We start from the raw sequence: 14,526 nt of genomic DNA, 5'->3' as shown, positions 1-14,526 counted from the left end.
TCGATGCTCGACGTCGTAGCTGTACTCGTCGATGCTCAGACGTACGTAGCTGTACATCGATGAGCGACGTAGAGGTCGGGGCGGAGATTGAGCGCGATCCCGGTCCAGAGGCCGTACTTCACGAGCCAGACGAACGCCAGCGTGTGGAGGAGCGCGAGCAACCGGTTCGAGGGCGCGTCGGTGATCTCCTCTCCCAGGTGCGGGAGCAACGTCGCCACGGAGAGCGTCGCGAGCGCGAGCGCCGTCGGCGAGTCGCCGAAGAGCGGGTACACCATCGAACTGAGATCGCGCAGCGACGGGTCGCTGTGGACGTAGAAACTCACCCCGAGGAGGAACGCCGCGCCGTCGACGACGAGCAGCCACCCGAGGCTCGCGCCGTTGCCGAGGTAGTACTGGACCCACCGTTCAGGGAACGGGCGTCGGAGCCGCGCGCGCCAGCCGTTCCGTTCGGTCCCGCCGCTGGATCCCTCGGGCATTACCGGAGACCACGGCAGCGCCGCGAAAGAAGCTGTCGCGTCGTCGCGGGACGGGCGTCACCCGACGGCCGCTCGGACGAAGCGAAGCCTATTCCCGGGCACTCGCCCTCGATGCGCGTATGCAGGCAGCGCTCGTCATCCTCGACGGCTGGGGCCTCGGGGACCACGACCGACGCGACGCGGTGAAGGCCGCGTCGACGCCGAACTTCGACCGCCTCGCCGCGTCCGGTGCGTACGGGACGCTCGACGTCTCCGGCCGGAACGTCGGCCTCCCGGAGGGACAGATGGGAAACAGCGAGGTCGGCCACCTCAACATCGGCGCGGGCCGCGTGGTCAAGCAGGCGTACACGCGCATCGAGGATTCGATCGCCGACGGGAGCTTCGCGACCAACGAGGCCATCGCCTCGGCGTTCGACCACGTCGAGCGGACGGGCGGCCGCGTCCACTGTATGGGCCTCCTCAGCGACGGGGGCGTCCACTCCGAGCAGGGCCACCTCCACGCGCTGATCGAGATAGCGGCCGAGCGCGGCGTCGACGCCGTGACGCACGCGTTCACCGACGGCCGCGACACCGACCCGTACGGCGGCGAGGGCTACCTCGAAACGCTCGCCGAGGTCGTCGACGAACACGGCACCGGCGACGTCGCGACCGTCTCCGGACGCTACTACGCGATGGACCGCGATCAGAACTGGGAGCGGACGAAGCGCGCCTACGACGCCATCGTCGACCGCGAGGCCGACCACGAGGCCGCCTCGGCGGTCGAGGCCGTCCGCGACTCCTACGACCGCGGCGACACCGACGAGTTCGTCGAACCGACGCTCGTCGCGGGCGGGCCGGCGCTCGAAGACGGCGATGCGGTCCTCTTCTTCAACTTCCGGCCTGACCGCGCGCGGCAGCTCGTGCGGCTGCTCGCCGACATCGACCCGGAGTGGCCCTTCGAGACCGACCCGCCGGAGACGCGGGTCGTCACGATGACCGAGTACGACGAGACCTTCGACCTCCCGGTGGCGTTCCCCCCGGAGGAACCGACGGACACGCTCGGCGAGACGCTCGCCGCGGCCGGGAAGACGCAGCTCAGAATCGCCGAGTCCGAGAAGTACGCCCACGTGACGTACTTCCTGAACGGCGGCCGCGAGGTCGCCTTCGACGGCGAGATCCGTCGGATCGTCGAGAGCCCCGACGTCCCGACCTACGACCTCCAGCCGGAGATGAGCGCCGAAGGCGTCACGGACGCGGCGATCGAGGTGATCGGCTCCGACGACCCCGACGTGCTCGTGCTCAACTACGCGAACCCGGACATGGTCGGTCACACCGGCGACTTCGACGCCGCCGTGCGGGCCGTCGAGGCCGTCGACGAACAGCTCGGACGGCTCGTCGACGCGGTGCGCGAGGCCGGCGGGCACGTGCTCGTCACGGCGGACCACGGCAACGCCGACGACATGGGGACCGCCGAGGAGCCCCACACCGCACACACGACGAACCCGGTGCCGTTCGTGTACCTGACGCCAGACGGCGACGACGGCGGGCGACGGGTCCGCGAGGGCGGGTCGCTCTGTGACATCGCGCCGACGATCCTCGAACTGATCGGCGTCGAACGGCCGCCGGCGATGACGGGCGAGTCGCTGCTGGAGTGACTCGCCGGCTGAGCGAACCGTCGCACGGGGCCGGGCGGTCGACAGACTGCGCCGGAACAGCGTCGACCGGATCCGACTGCCGCTACGCATTTACCGGTGCGAGCCCTTAGCATCCACTGGAAGGGTGGCTCAGTGGTAGAGCGTTCCGGCAGCGGCCGTCACTCGGTCGCGCCGGATTACGGCTTCGCGTGGTTCGACTCCCGCCCCTTCCACTGCCTGTGAAGCCGTGACACTATCGTCACCAGTCGAAAATATCGGCGCGAATCGACGCCGGTATCTCGGTGAACGTTCGTCCACTTTTCAGAGAATAAGCGATTGGGGGTCTCTAACGCCGTTTTCTCGTTTCGAGATGTTCGACGATCGTCGTGGATGGGTTTTATTATCGTCGAAGACAAGGCTCCGGTAACAACGATGCAGGGTACGATGCACACACGACCGACGGCCGGACTCGAAACGCCGTCGATCCCCTCGGAACTCGAATCGCCGCGTGCGAAACTCGTCTATCTGTTCCTTTCGACACACGGGGAAGCGACCCTCTCGGAACTGGAGACCGGACTGGATATGAAGAAGATCTCGCTGTACAGCATTCTCTCGACGCTCTGTGAACGCGGTCTGATCGATCAGGACTGCGAGCGGTACCGGCTCTGCAACTGAATCCGTCGAATCTTACGGACCGTCTGAGACGCCGGTTCAGACCTCGTCGCCGCCGTGAAACAGCGTCAGCTCTTCGGCCTCGTAGATGTTGATGAGTTCGGTGACGATCTCGTCGTAGTCTTCGTCCTCCATCCGGAGCGAGTCTAACCGCTTCACCGTCTCCTCGTCGAGGTGTATCTGAGGCATAGGTGGAGGAAGGCGGCGTGGAAACTTAAACGCCCGGGCGGTCGAGGTCCCGCGGCGTCGAGCGGTTCGTCGCGACTACGCGTACCGACTGTGTCCGGCGCTTCCGGAGACTTCGGCGAGATCGGCGTGGACGTCGGCGATGCGCTCGCGGATCTTTCGCCCCGCGACGCGCGGGTCGAAGACGTCCTTGTTGGGCGACCAGTCGGTGTCGTTGAAGAACGTGTCGCGGTCGCCGTCGACGCCCTCGGGCGGGACGATGTTCGCCGGGTCCTCGTCGTAGAGGTCGTACGCCGTCCGGGTGTACTCGTACTGGTATCGGGTGTCTTTGTTCACCTTGCAGATGCCGTGTTGGAGCATCCGCTGCAGTTGGTCGGGCTGGACGCCCGAGGAGCCGTGCAGGACCAGCGGCGTGTCGAGGCCGTGATCGCGGAGGGCCTGCCGGATGTCGCCCGCCAGATCCGGGCGGAGTTCGAGGTCCTTGCCCTTCGCGACGCCGTGCTGGGTGCCGACCGAGATCGCGAGCAGGTCACAGCCCGTGCGGTCGACGAACTCGACGGCCTGTTCGGGATCGGTGTAGAACGCCTCTTCCGATTCGATCTCGTCTTCGACGCCCTTGATCTGGCCGAGTTCGGCCTCGATGAGGACGTCCGCGCCCTTCTCCTCTTTCATCTCGACGATCTCCCGGCTCGTGGCGACGTTCTCCTCGAACGGTTCGTGGGAGGCGTCGATCATGATCGAGGAGGGGATCCCCAGATCCATCTGCGCCTCGATGAACTCGGGGTCGGTCTGGTGGTCCATGTTGAGGAAGACGCCGATGTCGTACTGGTCGGCGATGGTGTCGATGTACGTGCCCATCGCCTCCAGCCCGTCGACCGGGTCCTCGTTGCCCGCGAAGGTCGCGGCCCCTCCGCTGAGCTGGAGGAGGAGGTCCGAGTCGACCCGCGATGCGCCTTCCATCAGGCCCATCATCACGTTCGGTTCGGCGATGTTCGACGCGACGAGGCCGAATCCCTTCTCGAGCGCGTCGTCGTAGACGTTGGCGAGTTCACTCCCGCCGTAGAACGGCACTGTGTGTCACCTCACGTGCGCGTTCTGTCGCCGCCATCATAAGGTATGCGGAGTGTGTTCGTCTCTGCACGAAAATGCGCGTTTCGTCGGGAGATCGATCACCGCAGACGGGGAGACGGACAGTCGTGTCAGCACTCAGGAGTCTCTGGAACGGTCGAAAACGGGTGGCGTCGTCAGGAGAACAGTCGCTTGAGCCGGGCGAACAGCCCTTTCTCTCTGTCGCCGCCGCGACGGCTCGCGTCCGACGCTCCGGCGTCCGCTGCGCCCTCGTCGGCCGTGTCGTCGCCCGCGTCCGCGTCGCCCTCGCCGTCGATCTCGACCGCGCCGGTCGTGCCCTCCTCGACGAGTTCCGCGGCGCGCTCGAAGAGGCTCTCGGGGTCGTTGACGCCGTCTTTGACCGTCCCCTTCACGAGCGGTTTGCCCTCGAAGCGATCGCGGCTGACGGCCGTGTCGGAGGCGATGATGACCGCGTCGGCGTCGGCGATCTCCTGGGCCGTCAGCTCGTTCTGTGCGCCCATCGCGCCCTGCACCTCGACTTTGATCTCGTGACCGAGCCGCTCGGCCGTCTGTTCGAGGTTCTCGGCGGCCATCTGGCTGTGTGCGATTCCGGTCGGACAGGATGTGACTGCGACAACGTTCATTGTGTGGTCTCCGTTAACACGCCTATGACTTCAGCCTTCGTACTGGCTGCGAGCGCTCGCTCGGCGAGTGCACGCGCGCTCTCGGTCGTCGTTTCGGTCACCGCGCGCTTCACCTGCGGCACCGTGACCGCGCTCATACTCAGTTCGTCGAGTCCGAGCCCGACGAGCAGTTCCGTGAGGTCGGGATCGCCGGCCATCTCGCCGCACATCCCGACCCAGACGTCGGTCCCCTCGGTGGCCTCGACCGTCGCGCGGATCGCTCGCAACACCGCGGGCTGACGGTAGTCGCCGAGGTCCGCGACCCGGCCGTTGCCGCGCTCGGCGGCCATCACGTACTGCGCGAGGTCGTTCGTTCCGATGCTGAAGAAGTCGACGTGCTCGGCGAGGTCCGAGGCGAGGAACGCCGCCGCGGGCGTCTCGATCATCACGCCGAACTCCGGGATCGCGTGTTCGACGCCCTCCTCGGCCAGGTCGGCCGCGACCGACTCCAGCACCTCGCGGGCCTCGCGGACCTCCTCGACGGTCGAGACCAGCGGCAGCATCACGGAGAGCGTCCCGCCCTCGTCGCTGCCGGCCGCGCGCAGGAGCGCGCGCAACTGCGTCTCGAAGAGGTCCGCGTCGGGGCCGAGCGAGCGGCGGATGCCGCGCTCGCCGAGGAACGGGTTCTCCTCCTCGGGCAGGTCGAGGTACTCGATCGGCTTGTCGCCGCCGATGTCGAGCGTCCGGACGACAACGCGCCCGTCGGGGAACCGCGCCAAGGCGTCGAGGTACGCCTCGTACTGCTCGTCCTCGTCCGGCGGCGACTGCCGATCGAGGAAGAGAAACTCCGTGCGGAACAGGCCGATGCCGTCCGCGCCGCGCGCTGCGGCCGGTTCCAGGTCCGTGCGCGTGCCGACGTTCGCGGCGACCTCCACCGGGACGCCGTCGGCGGTCTCGACGGGCTCGTCTCTGATCTCGACGTCCTCGCCGCCCGCGGCGGCCTCCCGCGTCTCGTCGTCGGGGTCGACGACGAGCGTCCCCTCGGTGCCGTCGACGACGACGTCCGAGCCGTCCGCGACGTCGCGGAGTTCCTCGCCGACGCCGACGACGGCCGGCAGGGCGAGCGAGCGCGCGAAGATCGCCGCGTGTGAGGTCCGCCCGCCGGTGACGGTCGCGAACCCGGCGACGCGCTCGGGATCGAGCTGTGCGGTGTCGCTCGGCGTCAGCCGCTCTGCGAGGACCACGCTCCCCTCCGGCAGACTCGCGAGATCGACTCGGTCGCCGCCGACGAGGACGCGAACGAGGCGGTCCCGAACGTCGCGGAGGTCGTCGGCGCGCTCGGCCATCCGCCCCTCCATCCCCTCGAACTGCTCGATGAACCCCTCGAAGGTCCGCGTGACGGCGTGTTCGGCGGGGAGCCCCGAGTCGATCTCGCCCTCGACGCCCTCGGTGATCTGGGGGTCGTCGAGGAACTGGACGTGCGCGTCGAAGACCTCCGCCTCCGCCTCGCCGACGCGCTCGGCCGTCCGCTCGCGCTCGGCGCGGATCTCCGCGCGGGCGTCGTCGCGGGCGGTCTCGAACCGCTCGCGCTCCGCGTCGACGTCGACGCTTTCGGGCGCGGGCGGCTCGTCGAGCTCCGCGTCGGGCGCGTACCAGACGGCGGTGCCGACGCCCGAGAGCGGCGTGACGCCGACGCCGGAGAGTCGTCGCTCCGTCATCGCCCTAGAGGTCTTCCTCGGGGGTCGTCAGGATGCGTTCGAGTTCGTCGAGCGCGGCCTCGGCGTCGTCGCCCTCGGCGGTCAGCCGGACCTCGTCGCCGGCGGCGGCACCCAGTCCGGTGACCGCCAGCATACTCGCGGCGTTCACCGATTCGCCGTCGACGTGGCCGACGGTGACCTCCGATTCGAACTCGTTTGCCGCCTCGACGAACTTCGACGCCGGGCGCGCGTGAAGGCCGTCCTCGGGGACGATCGTGACGACGCGCTCGGGCATCAGTTCACGGCCTCCCGAACGGTCTCTTGGACGGTCTCTGCGTCTTCGGCCTCGAGCAGGGTCTCGCGGACGTCTTCGTGCATCAGTGCTCGCGAAAGGGCGCTCAAGATCTGTAAGTGTTCCTCGCCGCCCTCCGCGGGCACGAGGATCATGAACAGCAGCCGCGCGGGCTCGTCGTCCATCGCGTCGAAGTCGATGCCTTCGCCCGAGCGCGCGAACGCGACCGAGGGCTCGTCGACGGCGCTCGTCTTCGCGTGCGGGATGCCGATTCCCATCCCGACGCCGGTCGTCGCCTCCTTCTCGCGCTCCCGGAGCGCCTCCAGCGCGGCCGCACGATCGCTCACGCGGTCGTTGTCCGCGATGAGGTCGAGGAGGAACTCGATGGCGGCCTCTTTCTCTGCCGGCGGCTCCGACAGCGAGATGTGCGCGAGCGGGAGCAGCCGGTCGATGTCATCTTCGAGCATAACCAATCGAATATGTGCACGCTAATGGTAAGGAATTTTCTCTTCGATTCGCCGTGTGAGTCCGAAAATGCGAACCCGTCGCCGCGAAGGGCGACGGTGTCGCGGCGGAAAGCGAGACCGGACCGATCAGTCGTCGGCGGTCGTCGCCGCGCCGGAGTCGGCCTCGCCCGCGCCGACGCCCTCTTCGTAGTCGGGCTTGAGGACCGTCGCGAGCGCTGCCGTCACGAGCGATCCGATGACGATGGCCGCGAGGAACAGCAGCGGACTGTTCGCCAGCGGCACGACGAAGATGCCGCCGTGGGGCGCGGGCATCGAGATGCCGAGCGACATCGACATCGCCGCACCGACGGCGCTACCGACCATGATCGACGGGATGACGCGGAGCGGGTCCGCCGACGCGTAGGGGATCGCCCCCTCGGTGATGAACGAGAAGCCGAGGATGATTCCGGACTTGGCGTTCTCGTACATCTCCTCGGCGTACTTGTGCGGCGCGATGAAGTTCGAGATCGCGAGGCCGATCGGCGGGATCATCCCGGCGATCATCACCGCCGCCATCGGCTGGGTGATCCCTTCGGTGATCAGCCCCGCCGCGAACACGTACGCGACCTTGTTGACCGGGCCGCCCATGTCGAACGCCATCATCGCCCCGAGGAGCCCGCCGACGAGGAGCGCCTGACTCCCCTGCAGGCCTTCGAGGTACGCCGTGAGCCCGGCGTTCGCGATGGCGACCGGCACGCCGAGGACGAACAGGACGATCGGCGAGACGATCGCCATCGTCAGCACCGGTACGATGAGGACCGGCATCATCGGCTGGACGAAGTCCGGGACGCTCCAGTTCTTGATCCATCTGGCGACGTACCCGACCAGGAGACCGGTGACGAGTGCACCGAGGTATCCCGCGCCGGCCGCACCGCCTTCGAGCCCGATGACGGTGCCTGCGGACTGCAGCACCTCTCCCTGCTGGATCAGATACGACGCGAGGAATCCGGGAGCCAGTCCCGGTCGATCCGCGATCGCGTACGCGACGTACGCGCCGAGGATCGGGACCATAATCGTCAGGCCGAGCCCGCCGATCTGGCCGAGGAAGTACGCGAGCGTCCCCGCCTGCGACGTATCGGGTGCGCCGTTCGGACCCGTGGGGGCCACGGCGAATCCGAGCGCGAGGAAGATCCCGCCGATCGTCACGAACGGGATCATGTACGACACGCCAGTCATGAGGTCCTCTTTGACCTTCGTCAGGTGGGACCGCATCTTGCTCTCAGCTTTGCTTGACATAGATCTTCATCACGGATATTACTGAACGTCCTCAAAAATACTTTCGCTCGTGATTGTTTCTGAATTATTTAGCTGTGAAAATACACGGGCGGACAGCGGTTTATACGCGTCGAACCTCGACGCGTTCGCGGGCGTCGAAGACGTCGTCGAAGGGCGGCACGCTCGTCCCCGAGACCGCCACGACGCGGGCGGCGACGACGACGGCGGTTCGGAGGGCGCTCTCGACGGACTCCTCGCGTTCGAGACCCGCCAGAAAGCCCGACAGCAGCGCGTCGCCCGCGCCGACGGTGTCGACCACGTCGACCGAGAGCGCGGGGGCGTAGTGGGCCTCGGACGCCGAGACCAACAGCGCGCCGTCGGCCCCCAGCGAGGCCAACACGTATCTGAAGCCGCGCTCTCTGAGCGCGCGCGCGGCGGCGACGGCGTCCTCTACGGTCTCGACCGTACGTCCGGTGGCGGCGGCGAGTTCGTCTCTGTTGGGTTTACAGACGAGGTACTCCCCGTCGAGTCGCTGCAGGAACGACCCGCCCATATCGACGGCCGTCGACCACGACCCGGCCCCCGCCAGTCGGTCGACGGCGTCGGCGTCGATCCCCCGCGGGAGGCTCCCCGCGACGACCAGCCGATCGGGGTCGCGCGCTTGCACCCGCCGGACGAGCGCGTCGACGTCGGCGTCGCCGACGACGGGGCCGTCGTGGTTGATCTTGTACTCGCCGTCGGGGCTCAGGATCGTCGTGTTCAGCCGGGTTCGACCCGCGATGTCGACGAAATCGTGGTCGATCTTCTCCTCGTCGAGCGCGTCGCCGATCATCCGTCCGAACGGTCCGCCGAGAAACCCGGTCGCCGGCGCGTCGACCCCCAGTTCGGTGAGGTACTGCGAGACGTTGATCCCCTTCCCGCCCGCGTCGAACTGCGCGTCGTCGGTCCGCGCGACCTCCCCCTCGCGGAGCGGGCCGTCGATCGAGAGCGTGTGATCGACGGCGGGGTTCATCGTCACCGTCAGGATCTCAGCGCCCCGGTCGGTCATTGCGCGACCGCCTCCGCGTCCGCGACGACGACCGTGACGTCCTCGGCCTCGAACCGCTCGATCGCCTCCGCGGAGACCTCCCCCGCGGTGATGAACAGGTCGACGTCGGCGAGGTCTGCGAACGTGACGAACGAGCGCTCGCCGATCTTCGTCGCGTCGGCGACGAGGACGACGCGGGAGGCGCGCTGCACCATCAGTTCCTTCACGCGCGCCTCCTCCTCGTTCGGCGTCGTGAGACCGGTCTCGACGTCGACGGCGTTCGCGCCCAGGAAGAGTAGATCGAAGTTCGTCCGTTCGAGGAACGACTCCGCAGTCGGTCCGACGAGCGAGCGCGTCCGGCGGCGGAGGGTGCCGCCGGTCAGCTTCACGTCGTTGTCCTCCTTGCCCAGTTCGACCGCCAGCCGCGGCGAGTTCGTCACCCCCAGGATCGACCCGTCCTTCGGCGCGTTCTGGGCGACCTGCATCGTCGTCGTGCCCGCGTCGAAGAAGACCACTTGGCCCTCGGTGATCTCGTCGACCGCCCGCTCGGCGATCGCGCGCTTCGCGTCGAGGTTCTGAACCTCCTTCTGTCCGTACGCCTGCTCGTGTCCGACGCTCGTCACGGGGACCGCCCCGCCGTGAGACCGCTCGATGAGGCCGCGGTCCTCCAGTTCGTGCAGGTCGCGCCGGATCGTCGCCTTCGAGTACCCGAGTTCGTCGGCGAGGGCGTCGACCGACTTGCCGTCGGCGGCGGTGACGAGTTCCACGATGCGCCGTTTTCTCTCAGCGGGTAACATAAGGGTCGTCTATCCGTGTTTCGATCTGTGTATTGTTAATGGTTTGTGTTCGTATCGGATCGGAACGGAGCAATTGGACCGTCTAACGATCACTAACGGGCAGCCGCGCGCGGATACCGCCGCCTCGACGAGCCCGCTGACGCGAACCGCACAGCTCGCGCTGTCCGTGTCAGCATCCGTCTCCTCGCGTCACTCGACGGTGGACGTCCCGGCGACAGAAACAAAAAACCGAACCAGACGAGACCGGGGAGCGCAGTCGGCTCAGTCGAGTCGGTCGAGGACCGCGCTCGTGACGTCTTCGGTCCCGGCGTCGCCGCCGAGGTCGGCGGTCCGCGGGCCGTCTTCGAGGACGGACTCGACCGCGGTGCGGACGTTCGTCGCCTCCGCGGAGTAGCCGAGGTGATCGAGCAGCATCGCCGCCGAGAGGATCGCCGCCGAGGGGTTGGCGACGCCCTCGCCCGCGATGTCGGGAGCGGTGCCGTGCACCGGCTCGAACAACGCGTTGTCGGGACCGACGTTGGCGGAAGGGAGCAGCCCCAGTCCGCCGACGAGTCCCGCCGCCAGATCCGAGAGGACGTCGCCCGCGAGGTTCGGGCAGACGACGACGTCGAACTGCGTGGGATCCAGACAGACCCGGGTCGCGAAGGCGTCCATCAGGACCTCCTCGGTCTCGACGCCCGCCTCGTCGGCGACGTCGACGACCGCGTCGCGGAACCGCCCGTCGGTCTCGCGCATCACGTTCGCCTTGTGGACGACCTGGAAGCCGTCCGTCCCCTGCTCGTCGACGTACTCGCAGGCGAACTCGGCCAGTCGCTCGGAGGCGGAGGTCGTCACGACGCGGGTGAGCGTCGAGAGATCCTCGGAGAGACGGTCCTCGTGACCCGAGTAGACGCCCTCGGTGTTCTCGCGCAGGAAGACCAGATCCGTCTCCGGACGGACCGCGTCGACGCCGGGGTACGCCCGGGCGGGGCGGATGTTGACGTAGGAGCCGACAGCCTCCCGAAGCGGCAGGATGACGTCGGCGGCCGTCTCGCCGGCCGCGCCGAACAGCGTCGCGTCCGCGTCGGCGACGGTGTCGTAGGTCTCCTGCGGGAGCGCCTCGCCGGTCTCCGCGAGCACCGCGTCGCCGGCCTCGGCCTCGACGAACTCGAAGTCGCCGACGGCTTCCAGGACCGAGACCGCGGCGGGGACGACCTCCTTGCCGATGCCGTCCCCTTCGATGACGACGATCTCCTCACTCATCGACGTAGGGCAGGGCGGCGGCCTTGTCGGCGACCGCGTCGGCGTTCGATTTCATCAGCGCCGTGGTGTCCCAGACGCCCTCGGTGAGCGCCCGCCGCTGTGCGTCGTCGACGGTCGCTTCGATCGTCGTGTCGCCGTAGGTGACGGTCTCGGCCTCGACGTCGACGTGGATCTCGCCGTCGGGGTTCTCGTCGATCCACTCCTGGAGTTCGACGATGGTGTCGTGGTCGGCGGTGACCGTCGGGATGCCCAGCGCGAGGCAGTTGCCGGCGAAGATCTCGGCGAACGACTCGCCGATGATGGCGTCGATCCCCCAGCGCATCAGCGCCTGCGGGGCGTGCTCTCTGGAGGAGCCGCAGCCGAAGTTGGCGTTGACCGCCATCACCGACGCGTCCTGGAACTGCGGTTCGTTGAACGGGTGGTCCTTCTGGTTGTCGTCCTCGTCGAACCGGAGGTCGAAGAACGCGAACTCGCCGAGGCCGTCGAAGGTGACGACCTTCATGAAGCGCGCGGGGATGATCTGGTCGGTGTCGATGTCGTTCCCGCGGATGGGGACGCCGGTTCCCGTGACGGAGTCGATCTCGGGGATCTCGTCGGTCATACCGTCGTCACCTCCTTCAGTTCGCGCACGTCAGTCACCGCCCCTTCGATCGCCGCGGCGGCGACCATCCGGGGGTTCATCAGGACCGTCCGGCCGTCTTTCGAGCCCTGCCGGCCGACGAAGTTGCGGTTCGAGGAGGACGCGGAGGCCTCGTCGCCCTCCAACTGGTCCTCGTTCATCCCGAGACACATCGAACAGCCCGCGTTGCGCCACTCGAAGCCGGCTTCCTCGAAGATCTCGTCGAGGCCCTCGGCCTCCGCGGCGGCCTTCACGCGCTGGCTGCCGGGGACGACCATCGCGCGGACGTCCTCGTGGACCTGCCGGCCCTCGACGACTTCCGCCGCGCGGCGGAGGTCGGGCAGGCGCGCGTTCGTACACGAGCCGAGGAAGGCGACGTCGATCTCGTAGCCCTCCATCGTCTCCCCGGGCGTGACGCGCATATGTTCTTGGGCGCGTCGCGCGGTGTCCTGTTTGTCCGCCGGCAGCGACTCGGGCTCTGGGATCGGCTCGGAGATACCGATGCCCTGTCCGGGGGTCGTCCCCCACGTGACGACGGGCTCTAACTCGGAGCCGTCGATGGTGACGACGTCGTCGTACTCGGCGTCCTCGTCGGAGCGGATCGACTCCCAGTACGGCTTGAGTTCGTCGAACTTCTCGGGGTTCTCCTGGAAGTAGTCCGTCTCTTTCAACCACTCGTAGGTGGTCTCGTCGGGGTTGACGTAGCCCGCGCGAGCTCCGCCCTCGATGGACATGTTGCAGATACTCATCCGACCCTCCATGTCGAGGTTCTCGATGGCCTCGCCGGCGTACTCGTAGACGTAGCCGACGCCGCCCTCGGTGCCGAGCCGACGGATGACTTCGAGGATGACGTCTTTCGCCTCGACGCCGGGGCCGAGTTCGCCGGTGACCTCGATCTTCCGGACCTTCTTCTTCTCCATCGCGACGGTCTGGGTCGCCAGCACGTCGCGGATCTGGCTCGTCCCGATCCCGAACGCCAGCGCGCCGAACGCGCCGTGCGTCGAGGTGTGGGAGTCGCCGCAGACGATCGTCTTGCCGGGCTGGGTGAGTCCCTGCTCGGGGCCGATGACGTGGACGATCCCCTGATCGCCCGTCGTGGGGTCGGAGAACTGGATGCCCGACTCGCGGACGTTCTCCTCCAGTTCGGACATCATCTCCTCGGCGGCGTCGTCGCGGTAGGGCCGCGACTGGTCCGACGTGGGGACGATGTGGTCGACCGTCGCGTGGGTCAGTTCGGGATAGGCGACCTCGAGGTCGCGCTCCTGCAGCATCCCGAACGCCTGGGGGCTCGTCACCTCGTGGATGAGGTGCAGCCCGACGAACAGCTGCGTCTGTCCGGTCGGCAGCTCCGCGACGGTGTGTTCCTCCCACACCTTGTCGTACAGCGTTCCCTCACTCATCTACATCACCGTTGGCTGTCGCAAATACCTGTGTCACTGTCATCTTCTCGTTCAGTCGTCAGCGGGCGCTTCCGCGGCTTCCTCTTCCTCGTCGGCCCACGAGAACAGCTCTCGCAGCGGCGCGCCGACCTGTTCGACGCTGTGGGTCTCCTCGGCGTGTTTCAGCTGGGTGTAGGAGGGTCGGCCGGCCTGGTTCTCCGCGATCCACTCGCGGGCGAACGTGCCGTCCTGCACCTCTTCGAGGACTTCCTCCATCTTCTCTCGCGCGTGATCGTCGATGATGCGGTCCCCGCGCGTCAGCCCGCCGTACTCGGCGGTGTCGGAGACGGAGTTCCACATGTTCGAGAGGCCGCCCTCGTACATCAGATCGACGATGAGCTTCAGTTCGTTCAGGCACTCGAAGTACGCCATCTCCGGGGAGTAGCCCGCGTCGACGAGCGTCTCGTAGCCCTCGCGGACGAGCGCGGTCGCGCCGCCGCAGAGGACGGCCTGCTCGCCGAAGAGGTCGGTCTCGGTCTCCTCGCGGAACGTCGTCTCGATGACGCCGGCGCGCGTACAGCCGATCGCGTGAGCGTACGCCATCGCCTCCTCGCGCGCCTCGCCGGACTCGTTCTGATAGACGGCGACGAGCCCGGGCGTGCCCTGTCCGGCCTCGTAGTTGCGTCGCACGAGGTGACCGGGCGACTTCGGCGCGATCATCGTCACGTCGACGTCCTCGGGGGGACGGATCTGGTTGTAGTGGATGTTGAACCCGTGGGAGAACTGCAGCGTGTCGCCGGCCTCCAGTCCGTCCTCGATCTCCTCGAAGACGGCTGGCTGGACCGTGTCGGGAACGAGCATCGTAACGATGTCGGCCTCGGCGGCCGCGTCGGCGGGCGTCTCGACCCGCAGGCCGTCGGACTCGGCGGCGGCGCGCGAGGAGGAACTCTCGCGCAGGCCGACGATCACGTCGACGCCGGAGTCTGCGAGGTTCTGTGCCTGCGCGTGGCCCTGGCTGCCGTAGCCGAGCACGGCGACGGTCTTGTCGTCGATGTACGAGCGGTCCGCGTCGTCGTCGTAGTATACTGTCGTGTTCAGATCGTCTGTCATTTTG

At 67.7% G+C, this 14,526-nt stretch carries 15 protein-coding genes, 1 tRNA gene and 1 pseudogene; 3 read left to right on the top strand and 14 right to left on the bottom strand.

The window, feature by feature from the left end; translation table 11 throughout:
- Positions 1 to 65: 65 nt before the first annotated feature.
- Positions 66 to 476: pseudogene (locus tag ACP99_RS14075) on the bottom strand (DUF1405 domain-containing protein); the annotation flags it as partial.
- Positions 477 to 595: 119 nt separating this feature from the next.
- Between ACP99_RS14075 and gpmI the strand changes: the two are divergent.
- From gpmI to ACP99_RS14060, 3 genes are all read left to right on the top strand, one after another.
- A complete protein-coding gene (gpmI, locus tag ACP99_RS14070) occupies positions 596 to 2,110 on the top strand; it encodes a 2,3-bisphosphoglycerate-independent phosphoglycerate mutase (protein WP_049987211.1) in 1,515 nt (504 codons plus the stop codon).
- Between the two features lie 118 nt (positions 2,111 to 2,228).
- Positions 2,229 to 2,322 (top strand) — tRNA-Glu (locus ACP99_RS14065).
- Positions 2,323 to 2,521: 199 nt separating this feature from the next.
- Positions 2,522 to 2,764, top strand: a complete 243-nt coding sequence (locus ACP99_RS14060; protein WP_049987210.1) for a TrmB family transcriptional regulator — start codon at positions 2,522 to 2,524, stop codon at positions 2,762 to 2,764.
- A gap of 36 nt (positions 2,765 to 2,800) precedes the next feature.
- Here the strand turns inward: ACP99_RS14060 and ACP99_RS20600 are convergent, their stop codons facing one another.
- The 13 genes from ACP99_RS20600 to ilvC all read right to left on the bottom strand — a co-directional run bounded on the left by ACP99_RS20600 (position 2,801) and on the right by ilvC (position 14,522).
- Entirely contained in the window at positions 2,801 to 2,950 is a 150-nt protein-coding gene (locus tag ACP99_RS20600; RefSeq protein WP_197052465.1) for a DUF7557 family protein, read from the bottom strand.
- A 75-nt stretch (positions 2,951 to 3,025) separates the two neighbouring features.
- Positions 3,026 to 4,018: a class II fructose-bisphosphate aldolase gene (fba, locus tag ACP99_RS14055; RefSeq protein WP_049987209.1), complete on the bottom strand. Its 993-nt coding sequence runs from the start codon at positions 4,016 to 4,018 to the stop codon at positions 3,026 to 3,028.
- Between the two features lie 173 nt (positions 4,019 to 4,191).
- Positions 4,192 to 4,659 (bottom strand): PTS fructose transporter subunit IIB, encoded by a 468-nt coding sequence (locus ACP99_RS14050; protein WP_049987208.1) that lies wholly within the window; start codon positions 4,657 to 4,659, stop codon positions 4,192 to 4,194.
- Positions 4,656 to 6,356 carry a phosphoenolpyruvate--protein phosphotransferase gene (gene ptsP / locus ACP99_RS14045; protein WP_049987207.1) on the bottom strand — a complete coding sequence of 567 codons (1,701 nt, stop codon included), beginning with the start codon at positions 6,354 to 6,356 and terminating at the stop codon, positions 4,656 to 4,658. Before ptsP ends, ACP99_RS14050 begins: the two co-directional genes overlap by 4 nt.
- A 4-nt stretch (positions 6,357 to 6,360) precedes the next feature.
- Positions 6,361 to 6,630, bottom strand: coding sequence for a phosphocarrier protein HPr (gene ptsH1 / locus ACP99_RS14040; protein WP_049987206.1), 270 nt, complete (start codon positions 6,628 to 6,630; stop codon positions 6,361 to 6,363).
- Positions 6,630 to 7,094 (bottom strand): PTS sugar transporter subunit IIA, encoded by a 465-nt coding sequence (locus tag ACP99_RS14035; protein WP_049987205.1) that lies wholly within the window; start codon positions 7,092 to 7,094, stop codon positions 6,630 to 6,632. Before ACP99_RS14035 ends, ptsH1 begins: the two co-directional genes overlap by 1 nt.
- A gap of 126 nt (positions 7,095 to 7,220) precedes the next feature.
- Positions 7,221 to 8,369, bottom strand: coding sequence for a PTS fructose transporter subunit IIC (locus ACP99_RS14030; protein WP_049987204.1), 1,149 nt, complete (start codon positions 8,367 to 8,369; stop codon positions 7,221 to 7,223).
- A 100-nt stretch (positions 8,370 to 8,469) separates the two neighbouring features.
- Positions 8,470 to 9,396, bottom strand: coding sequence for a 1-phosphofructokinase (gene pfkB / locus ACP99_RS14025; RefSeq protein WP_049987203.1), 927 nt, complete (start codon positions 9,394 to 9,396; stop codon positions 8,470 to 8,472).
- Positions 9,393 to 10,172, bottom strand: coding sequence for an HTH-type transcriptional regulator GlpR (glpR, locus tag ACP99_RS14020; protein WP_049987202.1), 780 nt, complete (start codon positions 10,170 to 10,172; stop codon positions 9,393 to 9,395). Before glpR ends, pfkB begins: the two co-directional genes overlap by 4 nt.
- A gap of 261 nt (positions 10,173 to 10,433) precedes the next feature.
- The gene (leuB, locus tag ACP99_RS14015; protein WP_049987201.1) at positions 10,434 to 11,414 is read right to left on the bottom strand and encodes a 3-isopropylmalate dehydrogenase; all 981 of its coding nucleotides are present in this window, start codon (positions 11,412 to 11,414) and stop codon (positions 10,434 to 10,436) included.
- Entirely contained in the window at positions 11,407 to 12,015 is a 609-nt protein-coding gene (leuD, locus tag ACP99_RS14010; RefSeq protein ID WP_049987200.1) for a 3-isopropylmalate dehydratase small subunit, read from the bottom strand. The genes leuB and leuD overlap by 8 nt, the downstream gene beginning before the upstream one ends.
- Positions 12,012 to 13,433 (bottom strand): 3-isopropylmalate dehydratase large subunit, encoded by a 1,422-nt coding sequence (gene leuC, locus ACP99_RS14005; protein WP_049987199.1) that lies wholly within the window; start codon positions 13,431 to 13,433, stop codon positions 12,012 to 12,014. Before leuC ends, leuD begins: the two co-directional genes overlap by 4 nt.
- A gap of 51 nt (positions 13,434 to 13,484) precedes the next feature.
- Positions 13,485 to 14,522 (bottom strand): ketol-acid reductoisomerase, encoded by a 1,038-nt coding sequence (ilvC, locus tag ACP99_RS14000; RefSeq protein ID WP_049987198.1) that lies wholly within the window; start codon positions 14,520 to 14,522, stop codon positions 13,485 to 13,487.
- Between the last annotated feature and the right edge of the window lie 4 nt (positions 14,523 to 14,526).

The sequence above is a fragment of the Halobellus rufus genome (assembly GCF_000739575.1).
Lineage (GTDB): Archaea > Halobacteriota > Halobacteria > Halobacteriales > Haloferacaceae > Haloquadratum > Haloquadratum rufum.
Note: the sequence above shows the minus strand (reverse complement) of the source record. Positions and strands in the feature narration are given on the sequence as shown.